At 68.9% G+C, this 21,227-nt stretch carries 20 protein-coding genes; 13 read left to right on the top strand and 7 right to left on the bottom strand.

The window, feature by feature from the left end; translation table 11 throughout:
* Positions 1 to 43 precede the first annotated feature (43 nt).
* The gene (locus AC0IYU_RS07110) at positions 44 to 685 is read left to right on the top strand and encodes a GntR family transcriptional regulator (protein WP_472114601.1); all 642 of its coding nucleotides are present in this window, start codon (positions 44 to 46) and stop codon (positions 683 to 685) included.
* A gap of 45 nt (positions 686 to 730) precedes the next feature.
* On the opposite strand, the gene AC0IYU_RS07105 is transcribed toward AC0IYU_RS07110, so the two are convergent.
* The 3 genes from AC0IYU_RS07105 to AC0IYU_RS07095 form a co-directional block, all read right to left on the bottom strand.
* A complete protein-coding gene (locus tag AC0IYU_RS07105; protein ID WP_472114598.1) occupies positions 731 to 1,516 on the bottom strand; it encodes an IclR family transcriptional regulator in 786 nt (261 codons plus the stop codon).
* A 148-nt stretch (positions 1,517 to 1,664) separates the two neighbouring features.
* Positions 1,665 to 2,666: a tRNA dihydrouridine(20/20a) synthase DusA gene (dusA, locus tag AC0IYU_RS07100; RefSeq protein ID WP_472114595.1), complete on the bottom strand. Its 1,002-nt coding sequence runs from the start codon at positions 2,664 to 2,666 to the stop codon at positions 1,665 to 1,667.
* Positions 2,667 to 2,787: 121 nt separating this feature from the next.
* Complete coding sequence (locus tag AC0IYU_RS07095) at positions 2,788 to 3,129, bottom strand: response regulator (RefSeq protein ID WP_435438555.1); 342 nt, start codon at positions 3,127 to 3,129, stop codon at positions 2,788 to 2,790.
* A 230-nt stretch (positions 3,130 to 3,359) separates the two neighbouring features.
* On the opposite strand from AC0IYU_RS07095, the gene AC0IYU_RS07090 reads away from it, so the two are divergent.
* Positions 3,360 to 3,743, top strand: a complete 384-nt coding sequence (locus AC0IYU_RS07090) for a response regulator (protein WP_472114592.1) — start codon at positions 3,360 to 3,362, stop codon at positions 3,741 to 3,743.
* Between the two features lie 14 nt (positions 3,744 to 3,757).
* Positions 3,758 to 4,159 carry a hypothetical protein gene (locus tag AC0IYU_RS07085; RefSeq protein WP_472114589.1) on the top strand — a complete coding sequence of 134 codons (402 nt, stop codon included), beginning with the start codon at positions 3,758 to 3,760 and terminating at the stop codon, positions 4,157 to 4,159.
* Between the two features lie 9 nt (positions 4,160 to 4,168).
* On the opposite strand, the gene AC0IYU_RS07080 is transcribed toward AC0IYU_RS07085, so the two are convergent.
* Positions 4,169 to 5,347, bottom strand: coding sequence for a serine hydrolase domain-containing protein (locus AC0IYU_RS07080; protein ID WP_472115226.1), 1,179 nt, complete (start codon positions 5,345 to 5,347; stop codon positions 4,169 to 4,171).
* A 67-nt stretch (positions 5,348 to 5,414) separates the two neighbouring features.
* Positions 5,415 to 6,320: a GntR family transcriptional regulator gene (locus tag AC0IYU_RS07075; RefSeq protein WP_472114586.1), complete on the bottom strand. Its 906-nt coding sequence runs from the start codon at positions 6,318 to 6,320 to the stop codon at positions 5,415 to 5,417.
* Positions 6,321 to 6,498: 178 nt separating this feature from the next.
* Here AC0IYU_RS07075 and aptA point away from each other — a divergent pair, with 178 nt between their 5' ends.
* The 9 genes from aptA to AC0IYU_RS07030 are packed head-to-tail and all read left to right on the top strand — an operon-like array spanning position 6,499 to position 17,511.
* Complete coding sequence (aptA, locus tag AC0IYU_RS07070) at positions 6,499 to 7,881, top strand: omega-aminotransferase AptA (protein ID WP_472114583.1); 1,383 nt, start codon at positions 6,499 to 6,501, stop codon at positions 7,879 to 7,881.
* Positions 7,882 to 7,901: 20 nt separating this feature from the next.
* Positions 7,902 to 9,002, top strand: a complete 1,101-nt coding sequence (locus tag AC0IYU_RS07065) for a C45 family autoproteolytic acyltransferase/hydolase (RefSeq protein WP_472114580.1) — start codon at positions 7,902 to 7,904, stop codon at positions 9,000 to 9,002.
* A gap of 35 nt (positions 9,003 to 9,037) precedes the next feature.
* Positions 9,038 to 10,645, top strand: coding sequence for an ABC transporter substrate-binding protein (locus AC0IYU_RS07060; protein WP_472114577.1), 1,608 nt, complete (start codon positions 9,038 to 9,040; stop codon positions 10,643 to 10,645).
* Positions 10,646 to 10,663: 18 nt separating this feature from the next.
* The gene (locus AC0IYU_RS07055; RefSeq protein ID WP_472114574.1) at positions 10,664 to 11,608 is read left to right on the top strand and encodes an ABC transporter permease; all 945 of its coding nucleotides are present in this window, start codon (positions 10,664 to 10,666) and stop codon (positions 11,606 to 11,608) included.
* Positions 11,605 to 12,420, top strand: coding sequence for an ABC transporter permease (locus tag AC0IYU_RS07050; RefSeq protein WP_472114571.1), 816 nt, complete (start codon positions 11,605 to 11,607; stop codon positions 12,418 to 12,420). The genes AC0IYU_RS07055 and AC0IYU_RS07050 overlap by 4 nt, the downstream gene beginning before the upstream one ends.
* Complete coding sequence (locus AC0IYU_RS07045) at positions 12,417 to 14,090, top strand: ABC transporter ATP-binding protein (protein ID WP_472114568.1); 1,674 nt, start codon at positions 12,417 to 12,419, stop codon at positions 14,088 to 14,090. Before AC0IYU_RS07050 ends, AC0IYU_RS07045 begins: the two co-directional genes overlap by 4 nt.
* Positions 14,087 to 15,073 carry an alpha/beta hydrolase fold domain-containing protein gene (locus AC0IYU_RS07040; RefSeq protein WP_472114565.1) on the top strand — a complete coding sequence of 329 codons (987 nt, stop codon included), beginning with the start codon at positions 14,087 to 14,089 and terminating at the stop codon, positions 15,071 to 15,073. The genes AC0IYU_RS07045 and AC0IYU_RS07040 overlap by 4 nt, the downstream gene beginning before the upstream one ends.
* A gap of 6 nt (positions 15,074 to 15,079) precedes the next feature.
* Positions 15,080 to 15,730: an FMN-binding negative transcriptional regulator gene (locus AC0IYU_RS07035; protein WP_472114561.1), complete on the top strand. Its 651-nt coding sequence runs from the start codon at positions 15,080 to 15,082 to the stop codon at positions 15,728 to 15,730.
* Positions 15,731 to 15,753: 23 nt separating this feature from the next.
* Positions 15,754 to 17,511 carry a hypothetical protein gene (locus AC0IYU_RS07030; protein ID WP_472114558.1) on the top strand — a complete coding sequence of 586 codons (1,758 nt, stop codon included), beginning with the start codon at positions 15,754 to 15,756 and terminating at the stop codon, positions 17,509 to 17,511.
* Positions 17,512 to 17,680: 169 nt separating this feature from the next.
* Here the strand turns inward: AC0IYU_RS07030 and ilvB are convergent, their stop codons facing one another.
* Positions 17,681 to 19,474, bottom strand: coding sequence for a biosynthetic-type acetolactate synthase large subunit (gene ilvB / locus AC0IYU_RS07025; protein WP_472114556.1), 1,794 nt, complete (start codon positions 19,472 to 19,474; stop codon positions 17,681 to 17,683).
* Positions 19,475 to 19,539: 65 nt separating this feature from the next.
* Here ilvB and AC0IYU_RS07020 point away from each other — a divergent pair, with 65 nt between their 5' ends.
* Positions 19,540 to 20,034, top strand: coding sequence for an Lrp/AsnC family transcriptional regulator (locus AC0IYU_RS07020; RefSeq protein ID WP_472114553.1), 495 nt, complete (start codon positions 19,540 to 19,542; stop codon positions 20,032 to 20,034).
* Positions 20,035 to 20,067: 33 nt separating this feature from the next.
* Here the strand turns inward: AC0IYU_RS07020 and AC0IYU_RS07015 are convergent, their stop codons facing one another.
* On the bottom strand, positions 20,068 to 21,057 hold the full coding sequence (locus AC0IYU_RS07015) for an OmpA family protein (protein ID WP_472114550.1): 990 nt from the start codon (positions 21,055 to 21,057) through the stop codon (positions 20,068 to 20,070).
* Positions 21,058 to 21,227: the final 170 nt, after the last annotated feature.

The following is a 21,227-nucleotide window of genomic DNA, read 5'->3' as shown; positions in this document are numbered from 1 at the left end:
TAATTATTAATTCAAACGTCTTTTTTGAAGTACAGTCCGGCCCATGTCCGCCGTCACCCTCACCCCCCGCGCCCTTTACGAAGAGGTGGCCGAGCTGCTGCGCCAGCGGATCTTTCGGCGCGAGCTGGAGCCCGGCAGCTGGATCGACGAACTCAAGCTGGCCGAGGAATACGGCATCAGCCGCACCCCGCTGCGCGAAGCGCTGAAGGTGCTGGCGGCCGAGGGCCTGGTGACGATGAAGGTGCGACGCGGCGCCTACGTCACCGAGGTGTCGGAGCAGGACCTGGCCGACGTGTACCACCTGCTCTCGCTGCTGGAGAGCGACGCCGCGGGCGTGGTGGCCGAGCGCGCCACCGACGCGCAGCGCGCCCAACTCAAGGCGCTGCATGCGGAACTCGAAGCCGCGGCCACGCCCGAAGACCGCGAGCACTTCTTCGCGGTGAACGAGCGCTTCCACATGCAGCTGCTGGCCATCGCCAACAACAAGTGGCGCGACCAGATGGTGGCCGACCTGCGCAAGGTGATGAAGCTCAACCGGCACAACTCGCTGCTGAAGGCCGGGCGCATCGGCGAATCGCTGGCGGAGCACCGCGCGGTGATGGCGGCCATCGAGGCGCGCGACGCCGAAGCCGCCATGGCCCGCATGCGGGAACACTTCCAGAACGGCCTCGAAGCCGCCGCATAGCCCTCCCCCAGGCTGCGCGGCACGGCGTGTCCGCTGCGTTGTGCTTCAGTCCAGGTTGAGGGTGCCGGCCTCGCCGGCAATGCGCTGGGCGGTTTCCAGCAGCAGCGGCACGATGCGCGCCACCATCGCGTCCTTGGGCAGCAGGTAGGCCGGGCCGCCGCAACTGACCGCGTAGCGCTCGCCGCCCGGGCCTTTGAGCGCAAAGCCCAGCGCGTGAATGTGCGGATTCCAGTCGCCGAAGGAGCCGCAGTAGCCGAACTGCATGTACTCGTCGAGGCCGGCCATCAGGCGCGGTTCGATGGCGCTCCAGTTCTCCCCGCTTTCCAGCCGGATCTGCTCCAGCAGCACCGACTGCTCGGGCTCGGGCAGCGAGGCCAGGTAGGCCCGGCCGGCAGCCGAAGTGGCGATGGTCATGCGCGTGCCCACCTCGATGCGCGAGCTGATGACCACCGAGCGGGGCCGCAGCGAATCGATGACCACGATGTCCACGTCGTCGCGCACGCCCAGGTGCACGCTCACGCCGGCCGACTCCGAGAGCTGCGCCAGGTAGGGCCGCGCCATCGTGCGCAGATCGAAATGCCGCAGGTAGCGGCTGCTCATGTCCAGCAGCGCCGGGCCCAGGCTGAAACGCTCGCTGTCCTGTGACTGTCGCAAGTACCCGGCGCTCACCAGCGTGGCGGTGAGCCGGGACACCGTGGCCTTGGGGATGCCGGTGGCATCCGCCAGTTCGCGATTGCCTGTGGGGGCCGCCGCCATGCCTATGACCTTCAGCAGGGCCAGGCCCCGGGCGAGCGCACTTACTTCTTCCTTGCCGCCAATCGCGTCCTTCATGTATCCGAACCTTTTTATTTCCCTGAACTCCTTATTTTTCAGCAAAAAACGGTTGACGCGCCACTTATCAAGAAGTAGCGTTTTTTGAAACGATGTTTCAGTCTGACGGAGTGCACGGCCGCAAGGGCCGTGGTTGGGCTGTTCGGGCTCAGGCGGCCTGGGCGACCGGCTCGTGCGCCAGGGCCATGACTTCGTGCGCCGGACGCGTCTTGAGCTTGTGGTCGCTCCAGACCTGGCGCCAGCGGCGCGCACCGGGCAGGCCGTTGCGCAGGCCCAGCATGTGGCGTGCGATCGACCACCAGTTGGTGCCGTGCGCGGCCGCTTCGCGGGCCATGTAGTCGCACATCAGCGACTCGACCTCTTCGCGCGTGAGCGGCTGCGGCGCAGCACCGTAGAACTCGGCGTCCCACTCGGCCAGCCACCAGGGGTTGTGGTACGCCTCGCGCCCCACCATCACGCCGTCGAGCAGGCGCAGGTGTTCATGCACTTGCGCGTTGACCGAGATGCCGCCGTTGATCGAAAACTTCAGCGCCGGAAAGTCGTGCTTCAGCCGGTGCACCAGCTCGTAGCGCAGCGGCGGAATCTCGCGGTTCTGCTTCGGGCTCAGGCCCTGCAGCCAGGCGTTGCGCGCATGCACGATGAAGGTCTGGCAACCCGCCTCGCTCACCGTGCCGACGAAGTCGCGCACGAACTCGTAGCTCTCGATCTTGTCGATGCCGATGCGGTGCTTCACGGTGACCGGAATGTCGACCACGTCGACCATCGCCTTCACGCAATCGGCCACCAGCTGCGGCTCGTTCATGAGGCAGGCACCGAAGGCGCCGCGCTGCACGCGCTCGCTCGGGCAGCCGCAGTTGAGGTTGACCTCGCCGTAGCCCCATTCCTCCCCGAGCTTGGCGCAGTGCGCCAGGTCGGCCGGCTCGCTGCCGCCGAGCTGCAGCGCCAGCGGGTGCTCTTCGGCGTTGAAGCGAAGATGCCGGGGCACGTCGCCGTGGATCAGCGCGCCGGTCGTCACCATCTCGGTGTAGAGCAGCGCGTGGCGCGACAGCAGGCGATGGAAGTACCGGCAATGCCTGTCGGTCCAGTCCATCATGGGTGCAACGGAGATGACCTTCTCTTCCAAAACGCGCGATCCTGTGGTTGTCTGCATGGGCCCGGACATCGGGCAGGCAAGCCCCGGAGTTTCTCACGCAGCCCTTTCCGTGCGCTGCCGCACGGCCATGCGATTCCCGCGTCAGCCGAAGCAGCGTCGGAACCAGCGCTTCAGGCCTTCACGGCTCGACCAGCGACTGCGACCGCTCCAGCACCGCCATCAGCTGCTCGACCGTGTAGGGCTTGCGCAGCCACACCGTGCCCTTCATGGCCGTGGCCGGCTCCGATTGCCCTGTCACGAAGATCACCGGCACCCGGTGGGCGCTCAGCAATCGCTCGGCGAAGTCATGCCCCGACAGCGCGGGCAGGCCGATGTCGACCAGCACCACGTCGAAGGCGCCGTCGAAGAAACGCGCAATGGCCGCTTCCGCGCTCTTCACGCCCGTGGCCCAGTGCCCCATGGCCTCGAGCAGTTTCAAGGTGGTGGCCAGCGTGTCGGCGTCGTCCTCGACAAGGAGCACACGAAGCTTTTTTTGTTCTTCCGAGGATGAAAGCGGTTCGGTTGTCATTGATTTGCATTTTTCCAGACAAACCGTCGCCGTGCCGCGCGCAGGGTGGGCTTCGCACAGGGATCTACGGCAGATGGCGGCGTTGTCCGACTCGCCACCCCGTCTCGAAGGAGACAATCGAGGCGTCGGCACGAGACAAGCCGAGCCATAACTCAAAGACCGAAGCGCTTTTTCGCCTCAAGATGACCCGCATCTACCTCATCGAAGACAACCCCCTGATCGCCGACACGCTGACCGACGGCCTGCAGCACTTTTGCGAATGCGACGTCATCGGCAACGCCACGACGTCCGACGACGCGATCCACTGGCTCAAGGAAAACCCCGAGGGCTGGGACGCGGCGGTCATCGACATCTTCCTGGCAGAGGGCAACGGCCTGACCGTGGCGCAGTACCTGAAGGAGCGCAAGCTGCCGGCCCAGCGCACGGTGGTGCTCATGAACTATGCGAGTTCCGAGGTGCGCGAAGGCGCGCTGTCCGCGGGGGTCGATGCGGTGTTCGACAAGTCGCTGGAGCTCGAGGCCTTCTACGCGTTCTGCAAGCAGCTGAACATTTCACCGCGCCGCTGAAGCAGACTCGGGGCATGACCACATCGCCCCCGCCCATGCTCGACGCCGCAGGGCTGAAACAACTCGCCCACCCGTCCGCGCCCGCGCCCGCGATGTCGCCCTGCCCTTGCCGGCTCGAAGGCGCCACGGCCTGGGAAAGCATCACCGAAGAACGCTGGCCCGATGCCTTGATGCAGCGCGTCGGCACGCTGCGCGATGCCGAGCTTCATGAGCCGACCTTCGAGGAATGGCACCCCGCCGGCACGCGCTACGACTCGCCCGACGCGCCGATTTCGGTGCGGCACTTTCCGTACAACCGCTGCGACGTCTACCGTTGCGCGTCGTGCACGCGGCTCGTGCTGCGCTACACCGAGTTCGGTGGCTACTACGTCGATCATCGCGTGCGCGTGGTCGATGCGACGCTCATCACCGACTGACGGGGCCGGTCAACCGCCCTCGCCCATGAGGTGCGCGGCCAGCGCGCGAAAGGCGGGCATCGACGTCGGCAGGTGGGCGTTCGCCGCCATCGGGTGCGAGGCGAAGCGCGCCACCACCATCTCGGCCACCGGGTCGATGTGCAGCACCTGCCCGTGGATGCCCTGCGCTGTGAACGTTCCGTGCGCGTCGTGCGCCACCCACCACATGTTGCGGTAGCTCCAGCCGGGCAGCCGCGTGTAGCCCGCGAGCGCGAAGCGCGCCGCATCGGCCCCGCGCCGGATGTCCGCGACCACCGCCTCCGGCACGATCTGCTTGCCGTTGAAGAAGCCGCCCAGGCGCATCGTCTCGCCCAGCCGCGCCAGGTCGCGCAGGCCCGTGCACAGCCCGCCGCCCGCGAAGTCCGCGCCCTGCCCGTCGACGGCGAAGGCGGCGTCCTGCTCGGCGCCCAGGCGCGACCAGATCAGCTCGCTCAGCACCTGCGCCAGCGGCTGCCCCGCCGCGCGGCCGATCAGCCAGCCCAGCACGTCGGTGTTGACGGTGCGGTATGCAAAGGCCCGGCCGTGGGCGCCCTGCCCCCGCACGGTCTGCAGGAACTGCCGGTAGCCCTCGGCACCCGCATAGCCCGCAGGGCGCGGCAGCAGCTCGCCGGCGCGCGCGTGTTTCCACACGCCGGCCTCGGGGTCGGCGTAGTCCTCCGAATAGTCGATGGCGGTCGTCATGTCCATCACCTGCCGCACCGTCGCGCTGCCGAAGGCGCTGGCGCCCAGCTCGGGGATGTAGTGCGTGACGAGCGCGTTCTCGTCGAGCGTGCCGTCGGCCGCGAGCATGGCGCCGAGCGTGCCGACCACCGACTTGGTGACCGACATCGCCATGTGCTGGCCGTGTTCGTCCAGCGCACCGAAGTAGCGCTCGTACACGATGCGCCCGCGGTGCAGCACCACCGCGCCATCGGCGCAGATCGCCTCGAGCGCGCCCGGCCAGTCGGTCGGTGCGCCGTCGCCGAAACGCGCGAAACGCAGCGCATCGAGCTCCGGCCGCAGCGAGCGCGGCAACACCGACACCGGCCCCGGTCCACGCGGCACGTTGCGCGTGGGCTGCAGCTCGCGCAGGTGCGAAAAGGCCCAGCGGTTCTGCGGCGCCTGGAAGACCGGGCGCTCGCGCGGGCGTTGCACTACAACGCCGGCCATGGGGAATCCGTCGCGCCAGCCGTCGGCCAGCGCGGTGTTGTCGTGGTGTGTCATGAAGTGGTGATGTTCAGTCGCCCAGCACGCCCCGCACGCGGCGTTCGAGCAGGTCGCTGGCGCGGCCCAGGTGCAGCCGCATGTGTTCAGACGCGGCGGCCAGGTCGTTGCGCTCCACCGCGTCCAGGATCTCCAGGTGCTCGTGACACGACTTGTGCAGCAGGTCGATGTTCACGAGCGGGTAGTCCGACAGGTCCGACATGCGGCGCAGCCGGTTTTGCTGGCGCACCGCGTCCAGGATGAAGCGGTTGCCCGAGGCGCTGGCCAGCAGCTCGTGGAACTGTGCGTTGGCCTCGAAGAAATCCATCCACGAATAGCGCGAGGCATGCGCCAGCAGCCCCTGCTGGCGTTCCCTGCAGGCCAGCAGCCGCTGCTGGTCGACCTCGAACCCGGGCTCGCGCAGGCCGGCGCATTCGACGGTCAGGCGAAACCGGTAGCTCTCGCGCTCGCTCTCGACCGAGTCCAGCGTTTCGGTGAACTCCCAGCGCTGGTAATGGCGCCCGCGCAGCACGCCGTCCTGCAGCAGCGTGGTGAGCACGGTGCGCAGCAAGGGGCGCGGCACGGCGTAGCTCTGCGCCAGCTCCAGCTCGTTGACGCGGGTGGGCAACTTGCCCGCGAGGCGGTCGCGCAGCAGCCGGTAGTAGAGCGTCTTCTCCTCGTCTTCGGGCATCTCGCGCCGCGCGCGGCCCAGCGTCTCGCGGTCGGCGACCAGGGTGTAGCCGCGGTTGGGCACATGGGCCAGCAGGGCGCGTTCATGCAGGAAGCGCAGCGCGGCGCGCACCGGCGTGCGCGAAATGCCCAGGCGCCCGGCCAGGTCGGCCTCGGTCATGTGGCGGCCGTTTTCGTAGCCGCCCGCCAGCGCCTGGTCGAGGATGTAGCGGCTCACGCGCTGGGTGAGCGGCGGGATCGGTCTGTCCATCTGTTCGGCCATCGAAGGGGTCTCCGGAATCGCGGGGGCTGGAGGCCGATCATCGCCGGGTCTTTGTATTTTTGACGGCAAAAAACCATGTACATCTCATGTCAAAAATACAATTTGAGTTTCAAGATCGGCCCCACGACGACCCGAGAGCCGGGTCGCTTCCCAACGGAGAAACCTCGTGGCCCCAGCCGACACCCTGTCTTCGCGCACCGCACCGCCGCACCCGACCGCATCGCCCGCATCCCTCGAGGCGTTCTGGATGCCCTTCACCCCCAACCGCAAGTTCAAGCAGGCGCCGCGCCTGATCGTCGGCAGCGAAGGCCTGTACTACGACCTGGCCGACGGCCGCCGCGTGCTCGACGCCATCGCCGGCCTGTGGTGCGTGAACGCCGGGCACCGCAATCCGCGCATCAGCGCGGCCATGAAGGCGCAGATCGACGTGCTCGACTACGCCTCGAACTTCCAGATCGGCCACCCCGGCGCCTTCGCGCTGGCCGAGCGCCTCGCGCAGATGGCGCCGGCGGGCATGGACCATGTGTTCTTCACCAACTCGGGCTCCGAATCGGTCGACACCGCATTGAAGATTGCCCTGGCCTACCACCGCGCACGCGGCGACGCGGGCCGCTACCGCCTCATCGGCCGCGAGCGGGCGTACCACGGCGTGGGCTTCGGCGGCATCTCGGTGGGCGGCATCGGACGCCAGCGCAGCACCTTCGGGCCGCTGCTCAACGGCGTGGACCACCTGCCGCACACGCTCGACCTGGCACGCAACGCCTTCTCGCGCGGCGAGCCCGGCCACGGCATCGACAAGGCCGATGCGCTGGAGGCGCTGCTCACGCTGCACGACGCGTCGACCGTGGCCGCCGTCATCGTCGAGCCCGTGGCCGGCTCCACCGGCGTGCTGCCGCCGCCGCGCGGCTACCTGAAGCGCCTGCGCGAGATCTGCGACAAGCACGGCGTGCTGTTGATCTTCGACGAGGTCATCACCGGCTTCGGCCGCCTGGGCACCAACTTCGCGGCCGACCTGTTCGGCGTGACGCCCGACCTCATCACCACCGCCAAGGGCCTGACCAACGGCGCGGTGCCCATGGGCGCGGTGCTGATGCGCGGCGCGGTGCACGATGCGTTCATGCAAGGCAGCGTCAGCGCCGTCGAGCTCTCGCACGGCTACACCTACTCGGGCCATCCGCTGGCCTGCGCGGCCGCCATGGCCACGCTCGACGCGTACACCGAGGACGGCCTCATCGCCCAGGCCGGCGCGCTGTCGCCCTACTTCGAGGAATGCCTGCACGCGCTGCGCGGCCTGCCCGGCGTGGCCGACGTGCGCAACGTGGGCCTGCTCGCCGGCGTCGAACTGCAGACCTGGGCCGCGGGCCCCGGCACCCACGCGCAGGCCGTGGCGCAGCATTGCCTGGACAGCGGCGTGCTGGTGCGCTCGGTGGGCGACACCATCGCGCTGTCGCCGCCCTTCACGCTGGAGCGCAAGCACATCGACCAGATCGTCGACAGCCTGCGCGCCGCCATCGCGCAGACCGCGCAAGCCACGGACACGGCCGCCTGAAACCCCTGAGAGAGCAATCCATGGACATCGAATCCTTCCCCCTCTACGACATCGAAGGCGACGCCCTGCAGTGCGGCCGGCAGTACGGCCGCGCCGCCGGCGACCGCATCGACCTGAGCCTGCGCACCTACCGCGCCGCCTTCGAGCGCGTGGGCCTGAGCTGGGACCGCACCCGCGCGCTGGCACGCCGCTTCATGCCGATAATCGAGGCCTTCGACGCCGGCATGCTGCGCGAAATCGAGGGCGTGGCCGAAGGCGCGGGCGTGCCGGCGGAAGACATCGTGGCGCTCAATGCGCGCAGCGAAATGCTCTACGCCTTCCAGCAGCTCGAAGCCACCGAGCCGCCCGACGGCTGCACCGGCGTGGTGGTCATGCCTTCGGCCTCGCGCGACGGCAAGCTCATCCACGCGCAGAACTGGGACTGGCGCGTCGAAAGCCTGGAGCTCGGCGTGGTGCTGCGCATCCAGCCGGCCAAGGGCCCGTCGATGCTGACCTTCGCCGAAGCGGGCACGCTGGCGCGCGCCGGCCTCAACAGCGCGGGCATCGCCGTCACCGGCAACTTCATCAAGGCCGACGGCGACGGCAGGCAGCAGGGCGTGCCGCTCGCGCTCATTCGCCGCGGCATCCTGCAGTCGGAGCTGTACGCCAACGCGCTGGGCGTGGTGTGCCGCACGGCGCGCTCCATCTCCAACAACATGATCCTCACGCACGCCGAAGGCGAAGCCGTGAGCCTGGAGACCTGCCCCGAGCAGGTGTTCTGGCAGCAGCCCGAGGCCGGCATCCTGGTGCATGCCAACCACTTCAAGACGCCGGCCGCGCTCGCACGCGTGGTCGACCGCAGCCTGGAGACCACGCCCGATTCGCTCTACCGCGACCGCCGCGTGACTGAAGCCCTGCACCTGCAACGCCAACGCGCCGGCGGCCTCACCGAGCAGGACGTGCTCGACGCGCTGCAGGACCGCTTCGGCGCCCCGCGCGCCGTGTGCCGCAGCCCGAGCGCGGGGCCCGGTGGCGCCTCGTCGGCCACCGTGGCGACCATCGTGATGGACCCGGCGGCACGAAAGATGCGCATCGCACCGGCGCCCTTCAGGGCCCACCGCTTCACCGAATATTCCCTCTGATCCGTTTCTGCCCAGCCCACGACAGGAGTGTTGCCATGAACCTACCCGTGCCCCCCTCTCGCCCACCCTCTGCATGGCGCACCGCGGCCCTGGCGCTGGGCCTGGGCGCCGCCGCTGCGGCCGCTGCCTCGGCATCGGCGCAACCCGCCGCCGGCCAGACGCTGCGCATCCAGATCAACTCCGACATCCGCACCACCGACCCCGGCGGCAACCGCGACGACAACACCGACAACGTGCTGCTGCACGTGGGCGAAGGGCTGGTCGCGCTGCGCGAGGACACCTCCGTGGGCCCGATGCTGGCCAGCAAGATCGACACCTCCGCCGACGGCCTGACCTACACCTTCACCCTGCGCGACGGCGTGAAGTTCCAGAACGGCGCCACGCTCGTGGCCGACGACGTGGTGTGGAACTGGCAGCGCTACCTGAAGCCCACCAGCGGCTGGCGCTGCCTGCCGGAGTTCGACGGCAAGGGCATGACCAAGGTGCTGGCCGTGGAGGCGCCGAACCCGAAGACGGTGGTCTTCAAGCTCGAACGCCCCAGCGCACTCTTCCTCACCATGATGGCGCGCCCCGACTGCGGCAGCGCGGCCATCGTGCACCGCAGCTCGGTCGGCTCCGACGGCGCGTGGAAGGAACCCGTGGGCACCGGCCCCTACAAGCTCAAGGAATGGAAGCGCGGCCAGTACGTCGAGCTCACGCGCTTCGACGGCTACACCTCGCGCGCCGAGCCGCGCGACGGCCTCACGGGGGGCAAGAAGGCCGAAGTCGAGAACCTGCGCTTCGTCGTCATTCCCGACTCGGCCGCCGCCAAGGCCGCGCTCTACAGCGGCGGCATCGACGCCTTCATCAGCCCCAGCCCGTCGGACGTGATCGAGATGCGCAAGCGCACCGACGTGCTGGTCGACACCACGCCGGTCATGACCATGGTCGCGCTGCTGCTTCAGACCAACGACCCGGTGCTGAAGGATGTGCGCGTGCGCCGCGCACTGGCGCTGTCGCTCGACACCCCCGAAATTGCGCGCACCGTGACCGAAGGCCTCTCGGCCGTCAACAACTCGGTGGTGCCCTCGTCCAGCCCCTACTACGACGCGGCGCAGGCCGGCGGCTTCAAGCGCGACCTCGCGGCCGCCAAGAAGCTGCTCGCCGAGGCCGGCTACCGCGGCCAGCCGATCCGCCTGATCGCCAACAAGCGCTACGAGGCGCTGTACTCGGCCGCCGTGCTGGTGCAGGCCATGGCGTCGGAGGCGGGCATCAACGTCGAGCTCGAGGTGCTCGACTGGGCCACCCAGCTCGACCGCTACACCAAGGGCCAGTACCAGAGCATGGCCTTCATCTACTCCGCGCGCATCGACCCCTCGCTCAACTACGAGATGGTGTCCGGCGACAAGGCCAGCCAGCCGCGCAAGGTGTGGGACAGCCCCTATGCGCAGGCGCGCCTGACCGAATCGATGGTGTCGCGCGACAAGGCGCGCCGCCAGGCGCTGTTCGACGAGATGCACAAGCAGATGCTGCAGGACGTGCCGATGATCGTGCTGTTCAACGCCAGCGACGCCACCGCCATGCGCAAGAACGTGGTCGGCTTCAAGGGCTGGGCGCCGGCCAAGCCGCGCTTCTGGAACGTGCGGCTGGCAGCCGCCGGCTGATCGAGGGACCGCATCTTCATGCTCGCCTACCTCCTGCGCCGGATCGCGATGACGGTCCCGACGCTGCTGCTGGTCTCCATCGCGGTGTTCGCCCTGATGCGGCTGATTCCGGGCGACCCGGTGCTGCTGATGCTCGGCGAAGGCGCCGACCCCTCGCAGCTCGCGCTCATGCGCCACCAGATGGGGCTGGACCAGCCCCTGCCCGTGCAGTACGTCGTGTGGCTGCGCCATGCGCTCACCGGCGACCTCGGTGTGTCGACCACCAACGGACTGGCGGTGCTGCCGCTGATCTGGGAGCGCTTTCACGTGAGCGCCTTCATCGTGCTGGTCGCGGTGGCGCTCGCCTCGCTGATCGCCGTGCCCGCCGGCCTCGTCGCCGCCTGGCGCAAGGACCGGCCGACCGACCTGGCCATCATCGGCGCGGCCACGCTGATGCTGTCGGTGCCCAGCTTCTGGCTCGGCCTGCTGCTCCTGATGTTCTTCGGCCAGTACCTGGGCTGGCTGCCGGTGGTGGGCTACGTGCCGCTGTCGGAGAACTTCTCGCAGGGCGTGCTCTACGTGATTCTTCCGATCGTCACGCTGCTGCTGGTGGAGACCGGCGTGCTCACGCGCATGTCGCGCGCCAGCACCATCGAGATCCTGCGGCTCGAATACGTGACGCATGCGCGCGCCAAGGGCGTGCCCGAGTCGCAGGTGCTGCGCCGCCACGTGCTGCCCAACGCCTTCAACCCCACGCTCACCATGATCGGCCTGATCCTGGGCCACCTGCTCAGCGGCATCGCGGTGCTGGAAACGGTGTTCACCCTGCCCGGCCTGGGCCGCCTGATGATCGATTCGATCTTCGCGCGCGACTACCCGGTGCTGCAGGGCTGCCTGCTGTTCACCGCCTGCATCTACGTGGTGATCAACCTGATCGTGGACATGTGCTATCCCCTCTTCGACCCCCGGGTCTCGGTGCAGTGAAGAAGCTCAAGACCCATACCCTCATCGGCGGCGTGCTCATTGCGGTGCTGCTGGTCCTGGCCGTGCTGGCGGCCGTGTGGACGCCCTACAACCCGCTGGGCATCGACCTGCGTTCCAAGCTGCAGCCGCCTTCCATGGCGCACTGGCTGGGCACCGACGAATTCGGCCGCGACGTGGCAAGCCGCGCCATGCAGGGGGCCGCCACCAGTTGCCTGGTCGCATTGCTCACGGTCACGCTGGCCACCGCCATCGGGCTGGTGGTGGGCGTGGTCGCGGGCTTCGTGCGCGGCTGGACCGACCGCGTGCTCATGGCCTTCAACGACACGCTGCTGGCATTCCCGGGCCTGCTGCTGGCGCTGGGCGTGATGGTGATCGTGGGCGCCAACAAGTGGGGCATCGTGCTGGCGCTCAGCATGGCCTATGCGCCCTCGGTGGTGCGCGTGGTGCGCGGCACCGTGCTGTCGCTGCGCGAGCGCGAATACGTGGAGGCCTCGCGCATGATCGGCAACAGCGAGCTCTACACCATGTGGCGCCACATCCTGCCCAACTGCGTGGCGCCCGTCGCGGTGCTGGCCACCAGCATGTTCGGCTGGGTGCTGCTGTCGGAAAGCGCGCTGAGCTTTCTCGGCCTGGGCGTGCCGCCGCCCGCGCCCACCTGGGGCAACATGCTCGCGAGCGCGCGGCCCTACATGGCCTCGGCCGTGTGGCTGTGCGTGGTGCCGGGCCTGTGCATCGCGCTCACGCTGCTGGGCATCAACCTGTTGGGCGAGTCGCTGCGCGACCGGCTCGACCCGCGCACGGAGAAGGCATGAACATTCCATCCAACCCACCCGTGCTGTCGGTCGAGCACCTGAAGATCGAACTGCGCCACGGCACCCAGCCGCTGGTGCACGAGCTGAGCTTCGACGTGAAGCCCGGCGAGTTCCTTGCCGTGGTCGGCGAATCGGGCAGCGGCAAGACCATGGCCGCGCGCGCCATCCTGCAACTGCTGCCACCGGGCATTGCGCAGACCGGCGGGCGCATCGTGTTCGACGGCGAAGACCTGAGCACACGTGACGTGAAAGCGATGCGCCCCATTCGCGGCCCCGGCATCGGCATGGTGTTCCAGGAGCCGATGGTCTCGCTCAACCCCGTGCACCGCATCGGCGAGCAGATGGCCGAGGGGCTGCGCATGCACACCAAGCTCTCGGCCGCGGAGATTCGCGCGCGCATTCTGGACATGCTGCACCGCGTGCAGATTGCCGACCCCGAGCGCTGCATGCACGCCTACCCGCACGAGTTCTCGGGCGGCATGCGCCAGCGCATCATGCTGGCCAGCGTGATGCTGCTGAAGCCGCGCCTGCTGATCGCCGACGAGCCGACCACCGCGCTCGACACGCTGAGCCAGCGCGAGGTGCTCGACCTGATGGTGGGCCTGGCGCGCGACAACGGCACGGCCGTGCTGCTCATCACGCACAACCTCGGGCTGGTGGGCCGCTATGCGCAGCGCGCCATCGTGCTGGAGAAGGGCCGGCTGGTGGAGACCGGCGACGTGCCCGCCATCCTCGTCGAACCGAAGCAGGCCTACACCCGCAAGCTGGTCGATGCGCTGCCGCGCCGCCAGGCTGCCAAGGCGCAAAGCGCGGCGCAACAGCAGCCGCTGGTGCAGGTGCGCGGCCTGTGCGTGAGCTACCCCGGCGCGCGCGCCGGCCTGTTCAAGCGCCATGCGCCGCAACGCGTGATAGACACGCTCGACCTCGACATCCACCCCGGCGAGATGGTCGCGCTGGTCGGCGGCAGCGGCTCGGGCAAGACCACGCTGGGCCGCGCCATCCTGCGGCTGGCGCCGTCGCAGAGCGGCCAGATCCTGTTCCGCGGCGAAGACGTGCGCACGGCCGACCGCGCCGCGCTGCACCGCTTCCGGCTGGCCTGCCAGCTGGTGTTTCAAGACCCGTTCTCCTCGCTGGACCCGCGCATGCGCGTGCAGGACATCGTGGCCGAGCCGCTGCGCCACCTGCCCTTGCTCGATGCGGCGGCACGCGTGCGGCGCATGAAGGAAACGCTGGACGAAGTCGGTCTGGACGGCCTGGGCGCGCGCTACCCGCACGAGCTGTCGGGCGGGCAACGCCAGCGCGTGGCGATTGCGCGTGCGCTGGTGCGCCGGCCTGCCTTCGTGGTGGCCGACGAGCCCGTGTCCGCGCTGGACATGACCATCCAGGCGCAGGTGCTGCGCCTGTTCCAGAGCCTGCAGGCGCACCACGGCTTCGCCTGCCTCTTCATCAGCCACGACCTTGCGGCCGTCGAGCAGATCGCCGACCGCGTGATCGTGATGGAGCGCGGGCGCATCGTGGAACAAGGCCCGCGCGACGCGGTGTTCGACGAGCCGCGCCATGCCTACACGCAGGCGCTGCTCGCGGCCACGCCGCGGCCTCTTGCCACCTTGGCCACCCTTGCCGCCCTGAACCCCGCCGACACCCCCGTTCCCGAGAAAGCCTTCGCGTGACGTCTCCTTCGCCGTACTCCTGGCTCGAACCTTCAGCGCCGCCGCCGCTCGACCCGCAGATCGTCGAGTTCATGCGCCTCATGGCCGCCGAGGGCAGCCGCTACCCGAAGCGCCACACCATTCCCATTGCCGAGGGCCGCGCCAACGCGGAGAAGGTGCGCGCACCATGGACGCAAGGCGGCCCGCAGATGGCGCGCACCGTCGAGCACCATGTGCCGACCCGCCATGGCAACGTGCGCATCCGCGTGCACTACCCCGAGGCCCGCGCGCTGCAAGGCGCGCTGATCTACATCCACGGCGGCGGCTTCGTGCTGTTCAGCCTGGACACCCACGACCGCGTGATGCGCGAGTACGCGGGCCGCGCGGGCATCGCGGTCGTCGGCATCGACTACACGCGCGCACCCAAGGCGCAGTTTCCGCAGCCGCACGACGAATGCGTGGACGTGATGCGCTGGCTGCGGGCAAACGCGCGCACGCTCGACATCGACCCCGCGCAGCTCTTCATCGGCGGCGACTCGGCAGGCGCCAACCTGTCGGTGGGCGCCTGCCTGGTGCTGCGCGACAGCGGCGATGCGCTGCCGCTGGGCATGCTGCTGAACTACGGCGCCTACAGCACCGAGCTGTACCGCGAGTCGGCGGTGCGCTACGGCGCGGGCGAGTACGGCCTGTCGCTGCACATGATGGTGTGGTTCTACGGCCTTTACCTGCGCAAGCCCGACGACTTCCGCGACCCGCGGCTTCACAGCCTGACGGCCCGACTCGACGGCCTGCCGCCCGCGTGCATGGTCGTCGCGGAGTGCGATCCGCTGTACGACGACAACGTGCTGATGGCACGCGCCCTGCGCGCCGCCGGGGTGGCGGTGACCGACACGCTCTACCCCGGCACCATCCACGGGTTTCTGGAAGCGGTGTCCGTCGCCGACGTGGCCGGCCGCGCCTTCGACGATTCGGTGCGCTGGCTGCGCACGCTGACCCGGGGCTGAGCGCGCATGTACACACCCAAGCCCTACATCGAGGCCGACCTCGCCACGCTGCATGCCGGCATGCGCGCATGGAGCTTCGCCACGCTGGTCACCGTCGGCGCGCAAGGCGTCAATGCCACGCACCTGCCCTTTCTGCTCGATGCGCAAGACGACACGGCGGGCGGTGGCCCCGGCCTGCTGACCACGCACCTGTCGAAGAAGAACCCGCAGTACGCCGACCTGTGCGCGGGCGGTGAGGCACTGGCCATCTTCCAGGGCCCGCATGCCTTCGTCACCCCCAGCTGGTACGTGAAGCAGAGCACCTTCCCCACCTGGAACTACACCGCCATCCATGCACGCGGCACGCCCCGCGTGGTCGAGGACCGCCTGGCCGTGCATGCGGTGCTGCGCCGCACGGTGGCGGTGTACGACACACCGCTGGGTGGGGAATGGGACTACGACGCGATGCCCTTCGACTTCGTGGCGCCGCGGCTGGACATGATCGCGGCGGTGGAGATTCCGGTGCGCGTGCTCGAGGGCAAGTACAAGCTCAACCAGGACCGATCCGAAGAAGACCGCCGGGGCGTTATCGCGGCGCTGGAGCAGCTGGGCGACGCGCAAGGCGTGGCCGTGGCCGGCCTGATGCGCCGGCAGATGGAACAGACCCGGGCGGTGTGAAGCAGCGCGGCACAATCGTCCGCGTGCCTTTTTCCAAACACCTGGCCGCCGGCCTTGCGCTGGCCCTCGCCCTCACGCTCGCCCTCACGCTTTCCCTCGCCGCGCCGGCGATCCACGCCGCGGAGCCGGTGCTCCTCGTCACTTCGCCCACCGCGCTGCAGGCCGCAGAAAAATCCGGTGCCGGTTTCTCTCACTGGGCCGCTGATGCGCCAGCCTCCGCAGACGGCATCGCGACCAACCAGGCGCTGATGCGCTCACCCGCGTGGCGCTCCATCGCCGAGCCGATCGGCCAGAGCCTTGCGGGCATCCAGCGTCGTGACAGGCAGGCCGGCGTCGGCATTTCGAAATACCCCCACCGCCTGTTCGACGCGCGCTGGCTCGCGAGCCCCGATGCCTGGTTCGAACTGGTCGGCGTGGCCAACCGCATGGACCGCCGGCCCTTCCAGAGCGGCGCCTGCGGCGAGACGCGGCTGGTGTACCGGCTGGCCTACAGCACGGCCGCGATGCAGTCGCGCCTGCCGATGACCGTCAACGTGGAGCTGCGCGGCGACGCGCCCGATGCAAGCGGCAGTTGCGCCAGCGCCGCGAAACGCTGGCAGCCGCCTGCGGCTTCGATGAGCGGCGAGGCGCTGGGCCGCTGGCTCGTGTCGGCAGACGGCCCGCTCGCGCCGCAACGCCTGGCACCGGCGCGCATCGCGCAGATCACCACCAACCTGCAGAGCGTGCGCTGGCCGTCGGCGGTGCGGCCCGACCTGGGCGGGCATGCCGAGTACATGCTGCGCGCCTTCCGCTGGAACGCGGTCGCCAGGCGCTTCGACGTGGCGCCGCTGGAGAACACGCCCGACGTCGCGAAGCTGAAGGCCGATGCGCCGCTGCGCAAGGAACTGCAGCAATGGATTGCGCAGCCGGCCAACCTGCGCGCGCTCGACGAAGCCACGCTGCAGATTCCCGAGAAGTTCCTGGCGACAGAAGCCACCTCGGTGGCGCCGCGCGGGCTCGAACGGCTTGCCAACCAACCCTTCGCGCAGGTCTTCCCGGCGGGCGAGTGGCAGGCCGTCGAAGGCAGCCGCACGCTGAAGTCGCCGCAGGCCGTGTTGCGCCGGCTCGACGACCTGAGCTGCGCGGGCTGCCACCAGAGCCGCGCGGTCGCGGGCTTTCATTTGCTGGGCGTGGACCGGCGCGGCGCATCGCGCACCTTCACGCCGGGCAATGCGCTCGCCGTGCCGCACTCGCCGCATCTGCAGGACGAGCTGGCGCGCCGTGCCACATACGTGAAGGCGTCGCTATCGACGCCGCGGCCCGATCCGTTCCGTCCGCTCGCCGAGCCCGACGAACCTGGCGCGCCGAACGCCGCGCCCGAGAAAGCCACGGTCGGCGCACGCTGCGAGCCCACGCGCATCACGCAGTCGGCCAACCCCTGGCTGGACCGCGCGCAGAAGCTGCCGCGCGTCGCCTGCGAAGGCGCGGCCTCGGTGTGCGAGACCACGTCGGTCGGTTTCCCCGGCGGCATGTGCTCCGGCCCCTGCGACCCGAACGACAAGAACGGCACCTGCGGCGGAATCGCGGTCCTCAGCGACTTCAACAGCTGTCTCGCCGCGAAGAAGCCGTTCGGCGAATGCCTGGCCAGGCACACAAGGCCCGGCAACCTGCGCAGCTGTTCGGCGCAACAGGCCTGCCGCGACGACTACATCTGCGCGCAGGCTGAGGGCCAAGCCGAGGGGAACGGCGCGTGCATTCCGCCCTACTTCCTGTTCCAGATGCGGGTGGACGGGCACTCTTGATCTTCCGCGGAACACCGCAAGAAGCCCCGTCCCGCCTTGCTCCCTCTCCCCTTGGGGAGAGGGGCTGGGGTGAGGGCATCGGCTTCAACGCACGAGCCGTGCCCTATCGAAGGCACAGAGCCCTCACCCTAGCCCTCTCCCGCTTGCGGGAGAGGGGACAACACAAAACTCAGGCCTCTTCGTACCAGCGGTCCTTCGCCAACATCACCCGGTGGTGCCCGTGCCCCGACGGCATCATCGGAAAGCAGTTCTCCTGCGCCGCGACCTGCACGTCGAGAAAGAACGGACCGTCGCTCGCCAGGCACTCGTCCAGCGCGGCTTGCAGCTCGGCCGGGTCGCTCACCCGCCGCGCGCCCCAGCCGAAGGCCTTGGCCAGCGCCACGAAATCGGGCAATGCCTCGTTCCAGCTGTGGCTCAGGCGGTTGCCGTGGTTCAGCTCCTGCCACTGGCGCACCATGCCCATGTAGCCGTTATTGCACAGCACCAGCTTCACCGCCGCGCGGTGCTGCACGGCCGTCGACAGTTCCTGGATGTTCATGAGCACCGACGCATCGCCGCTCACGCACACCGCCAGCGCCTCCGGGTGGCCGATCTGCGCGCCGATGGCGGCCGGCAGGCCGTAGCCCATCGTCCCCGCCCCACCCGAGGTGAGCCAATGCCGCGGGCTGTCGAAGCGCAGGTACTGCGCGGCCCACATCTGGTGTTGGCCCACGTCGGTCGACACGATGGTGTCGCGCCCCGTCGCCTCGATGGCCTGCTGCAGGCTCGACATCAGCTGCTGCGGCAGGATCGCGTCTTCCCGCGCCTCGAAGGCCAGGCAGTCTTCGCCACGCCAGCGCTCGATGCGCGCCCACCACGGCGCGAGCCGCTCGGGCGCGAAATGTGCGGGCAGCAGCGCCAGCAGGCCGTCGAGCACAGCGCCGCAGTCGCCTACCATCGGCACGTCGACCTGCACCACCTTGTTGATGCTGCCGGGGTCGATGTCGATGTGGATCTTTCGCGCATGCGGGCAGAACTCGTCGAGCTTGCCGGTCACGCGGTCGTCGAAGCGCGCGCCGACGCACACCACCAGGTCGGCCTCGTGCATCGCCAGGTTGGCCTCGAGCATGCCGTGCATGCCCAGCATGCCGATGAACTTCGGGTCGGACGCGGGGAACGCGCCCAGCCCCATCAGCGTGAGCGTGCACGGTGCATGCAGCAGGTTCACCAACCTGGCAAAGGCCTCGCACGCCGCCGGGCCCGAGTTCACCAGCCCGCCGCCGCCGTAGATCACCGGGCGGCGCGCGGTCGAGAGCAGGTCGGCGGCGCGCTGCATCATGGCCTTGGGCGGCAGCGGCGTGCGGTGGGTGCGCAAGGCGCGCAAGGGCCTCGACGGCGTGGCCTCGGGCTGGCGGCCCAGGCGGTCGAGCTGGATGTCCTTCGGCACGTCGAGCAGCACCGGGCCCGGCCGGCCGGTGGTGGCGATCTCCAGCGCGCGGCGCACCAGCGCGGGCACGTCGTCGGCCGAGCGAACCTGCTTGTTCCACTTGGTCACCGAGCGCGACATGCCCAGCGCGTCGCTCTCCTGGAAGGCCTGCGTGCCGATGACGGCGGTGGCCACCTGCCCGCTGATGCACAGCACCGGCACCGAGTCGCTCATGGCGTCGAGCAGCCCGGTGATGGTGTTGCCCACGCCCGGCCCCGAGGTGACCAGCACAACGCCCACGCGGCCGGTGCTGCGCGCATAGCCCTCGGCCGCGTGCACCGCCGCCTGCTCGTGGCGCACCAGCACATGGCGCAGCCGCGGCTCCCCATGCAGCGCGTCGTACAGCGGCAGCGCGGCACCGCCGGGGTAGCCGAAGATGGTGTCCACGCCGCACTCGACCAAGGTGTCGAGCAATGCTTCGGCGCCATTGCGGATACGGGCTGGCGCCTCGGCGTGAAGGGACAGGGTGGGCGTGAGGGGTAGGTCGAGCAGTCGCATGCCGTCAATTCTTCCGGTTTGAGCGCAAAATAAGCATCTTTCTTTTGGCTCTTTGGACGCGATTCATGAAAATCAATCGGCAAATCCCCGGCGATGGCGAAGGATCTTTCGACAAGACCGACCTGGCGATCCTGCGCGTGCTGCTGCTCGACTCGCGCAAGACGCTGCAGGACATCGGCAACGAGGTGGGTCTGTCGCCCACCAGCTGCTGGACGCGCATCAAGAAACTCGAGGCCACGGGGGTCATCAAGCGCTACACGGTGGACATCGACCCGGCCAAGCTCGGCTACCACGACTCGGTAATCGTGCAGGTCACGCTGGAGAGCCACACCGACGAAACCCTGTACGACTTCGGCCGCACGCTGGCCACCATTCCAGAGATCCAGGAGGCCTACCTGGTGTCGGGCGACTACGACTATTACATTCGCATCGCAGTGCGCGACACGCGCGACTACGAACGGCTGCTGCGCGAAAAGCTCTACAAGATTCCTGGCATCCGGCACAGCAAGTCGCACTTCGTGCTGCGCGTGCTGAAGGAGGCCAGCGTGCCCATCATTTGACGGGAAGGTGGTGCGAACGCGCGGGCCGCGGAATCAGAGCCTTACCAGCTCCACCCGCCGGTTCTTCGCGCGCCCCGCCTCGTTGTCGTTGGGCGCCACCGGCTCCGACGCACCGGCACCGCGCGTGGTGAAGCGGCGCGGGTCCACCCCCGCCTTCACCAGCACCGCAATCACCGCCAGCGCACGGCGCTTGGACAGGTCGTCGTTGTGCTTCGCCTCGCCCTGCGCATCGGTGTGGCCCACCACCGACAGCTTGAGCGGCGGGTTGCCGCGCATGAGCTTGGTCATCTCGTCGAGCGTGGGTTGAGACTCGGGCTTGATGACGTCCTTGTCCAGGTCGAACAGGATGCCGTAGAGATTGATGCGCCCGGTTTCGGCCAGGCTCTTCTGCATGGCCGTGGCGTCGACGAACACGATCTTGTTGTCTTCCATCGCCTTGGTTTCCACTACGCGCACCAAGGCGTGGTTGCCGACATCGGCGTTGTGCTCGGCCAGCGCGATGCTGGCGTACACGGTGCCGGTGGGCCCGGCCTTCTTCGCGAGCAGGTAGCGCCCGCTCACACCGAAGTAGTTGCGCGCGTAGTCGCCACGGCTGCCCAGGCGCGGCCATTCGGGGTTGTCGAAGGCCAGCGCAAAGTCGTAGGGCGTGTTGGTGTCCACGCTGTTGGGGCGCGGCTTGTAGCAGGAGGCGTTGGCCGTGCCGCAGCTGAACAGCACCTCGAAGCCCTTGGCCTTCAGGCTGGACTCGTAGTTGCGCTGTACCTCGAGCAGCGAGCGCTCCTTGGGCAGCCTGTAGAGGTAGAGCGTGACCTTGCCTTCGACCTGCAGCAGGTCGGGCTTGCCGCCGGCCCAGTTCTGGAAAGGCTCCTTGATGAGGCCGACCTCGTCGTAGGCGGCGGCCTTGTAGCCGTCGAGCACCGCGCCTTCATACCGGCCGACCAGGGGGTGGTCCTTGGCGGGCTCGGCGGCGAATGCGCCCCAGCAGAGCAAGGCTGTGGCGGCGAAGAAGGCGAGCTGTTTCATCGGAGACGTTGGAAGAGCGGCAACGTGTCGAATGCTAGGGCGACCATCGGCTGTTGGGCACTCGACGGATGGTCTATGCCGTGGCGGATGCTGGTGTCCTGATCTGCGCGCGGGCTCGATGGCGACATTGGGAAACCATTGAATCGCGCGATCTGAGACTTACTAGCGCA

It is taken from the genome of Variovorax sp. AC103, assembly GCF_979254005.1.
This window is presented reverse-complemented; position numbering and strand designations above follow the sequence as displayed.

Coding starts and splice junctions, on each gene's coding strand:
- AC0IYU_RS07110 (WP_472114601.1), top strand. CDS start 44: ATGTCCGCCGTCACCCTCACCCCCCGCGCCCTTTACGAAGAGGTGGCC.
- AC0IYU_RS07105 (WP_472114598.1), bottom strand. CDS start 1,516: ATGAAGGACGCGATTGGCGGCAAGGAAGAAGTAAGTGCGCTCGCCCGG.
- dusA (WP_472114595.1), bottom strand. CDS start 2,666: ATGCAGACAACCACAGGATCGCGCGTTTTGGAAGAGAAGGTCATCTCC.
- AC0IYU_RS07090 (WP_472114592.1), top strand. CDS start 3,360: ATGACCCGCATCTACCTCATCGAAGACAACCCCCTGATCGCCGACACG.
- AC0IYU_RS07085 (WP_472114589.1), top strand. CDS start 3,758: ATGACCACATCGCCCCCGCCCATGCTCGACGCCGCAGGGCTGAAACAA.
- AC0IYU_RS07080 (WP_472115226.1), bottom strand. CDS start 5,347: ATGGCCGGCGTTGTAGTGCAACGCCCGCGCGAGCGCCCGGTCTTCCAG.
- AC0IYU_RS07075 (WP_472114586.1), bottom strand. CDS start 6,320: ATGGACAGACCGATCCCGCCGCTCACCCAGCGCGTGAGCCGCTACATC.
- AC0IYU_RS07065 (WP_472114580.1), top strand. CDS start 7,902: ATGGACATCGAATCCTTCCCCCTCTACGACATCGAAGGCGACGCCCTG.
- AC0IYU_RS07060 (WP_472114577.1), top strand. CDS start 9,038: ATGAACCTACCCGTGCCCCCCTCTCGCCCACCCTCTGCATGGCGCACC.
- AC0IYU_RS07055 (WP_472114574.1), top strand. CDS start 10,664: ATGCTCGCCTACCTCCTGCGCCGGATCGCGATGACGGTCCCGACGCTG.
- AC0IYU_RS07045 (WP_472114568.1), top strand. CDS start 12,417: ATGAACATTCCATCCAACCCACCCGTGCTGTCGGTCGAGCACCTGAAG.
- AC0IYU_RS07035 (WP_472114561.1), top strand. CDS start 15,080: ATGTACACACCCAAGCCCTACATCGAGGCCGACCTCGCCACGCTGCAT.
- ilvB (WP_472114556.1), bottom strand. CDS start 19,474: ATGCGACTGCTCGACCTACCCCTCACGCCCACCCTGTCCCTTCACGCC.
- AC0IYU_RS07020 (WP_472114553.1), top strand. CDS start 19,540: ATGAAAATCAATCGGCAAATCCCCGGCGATGGCGAAGGATCTTTCGAC.
- AC0IYU_RS07015 (WP_472114550.1), bottom strand. CDS start 21,057: ATGAAACAGCTCGCCTTCTTCGCCGCCACAGCCTTGCTCTGCTGGGGC.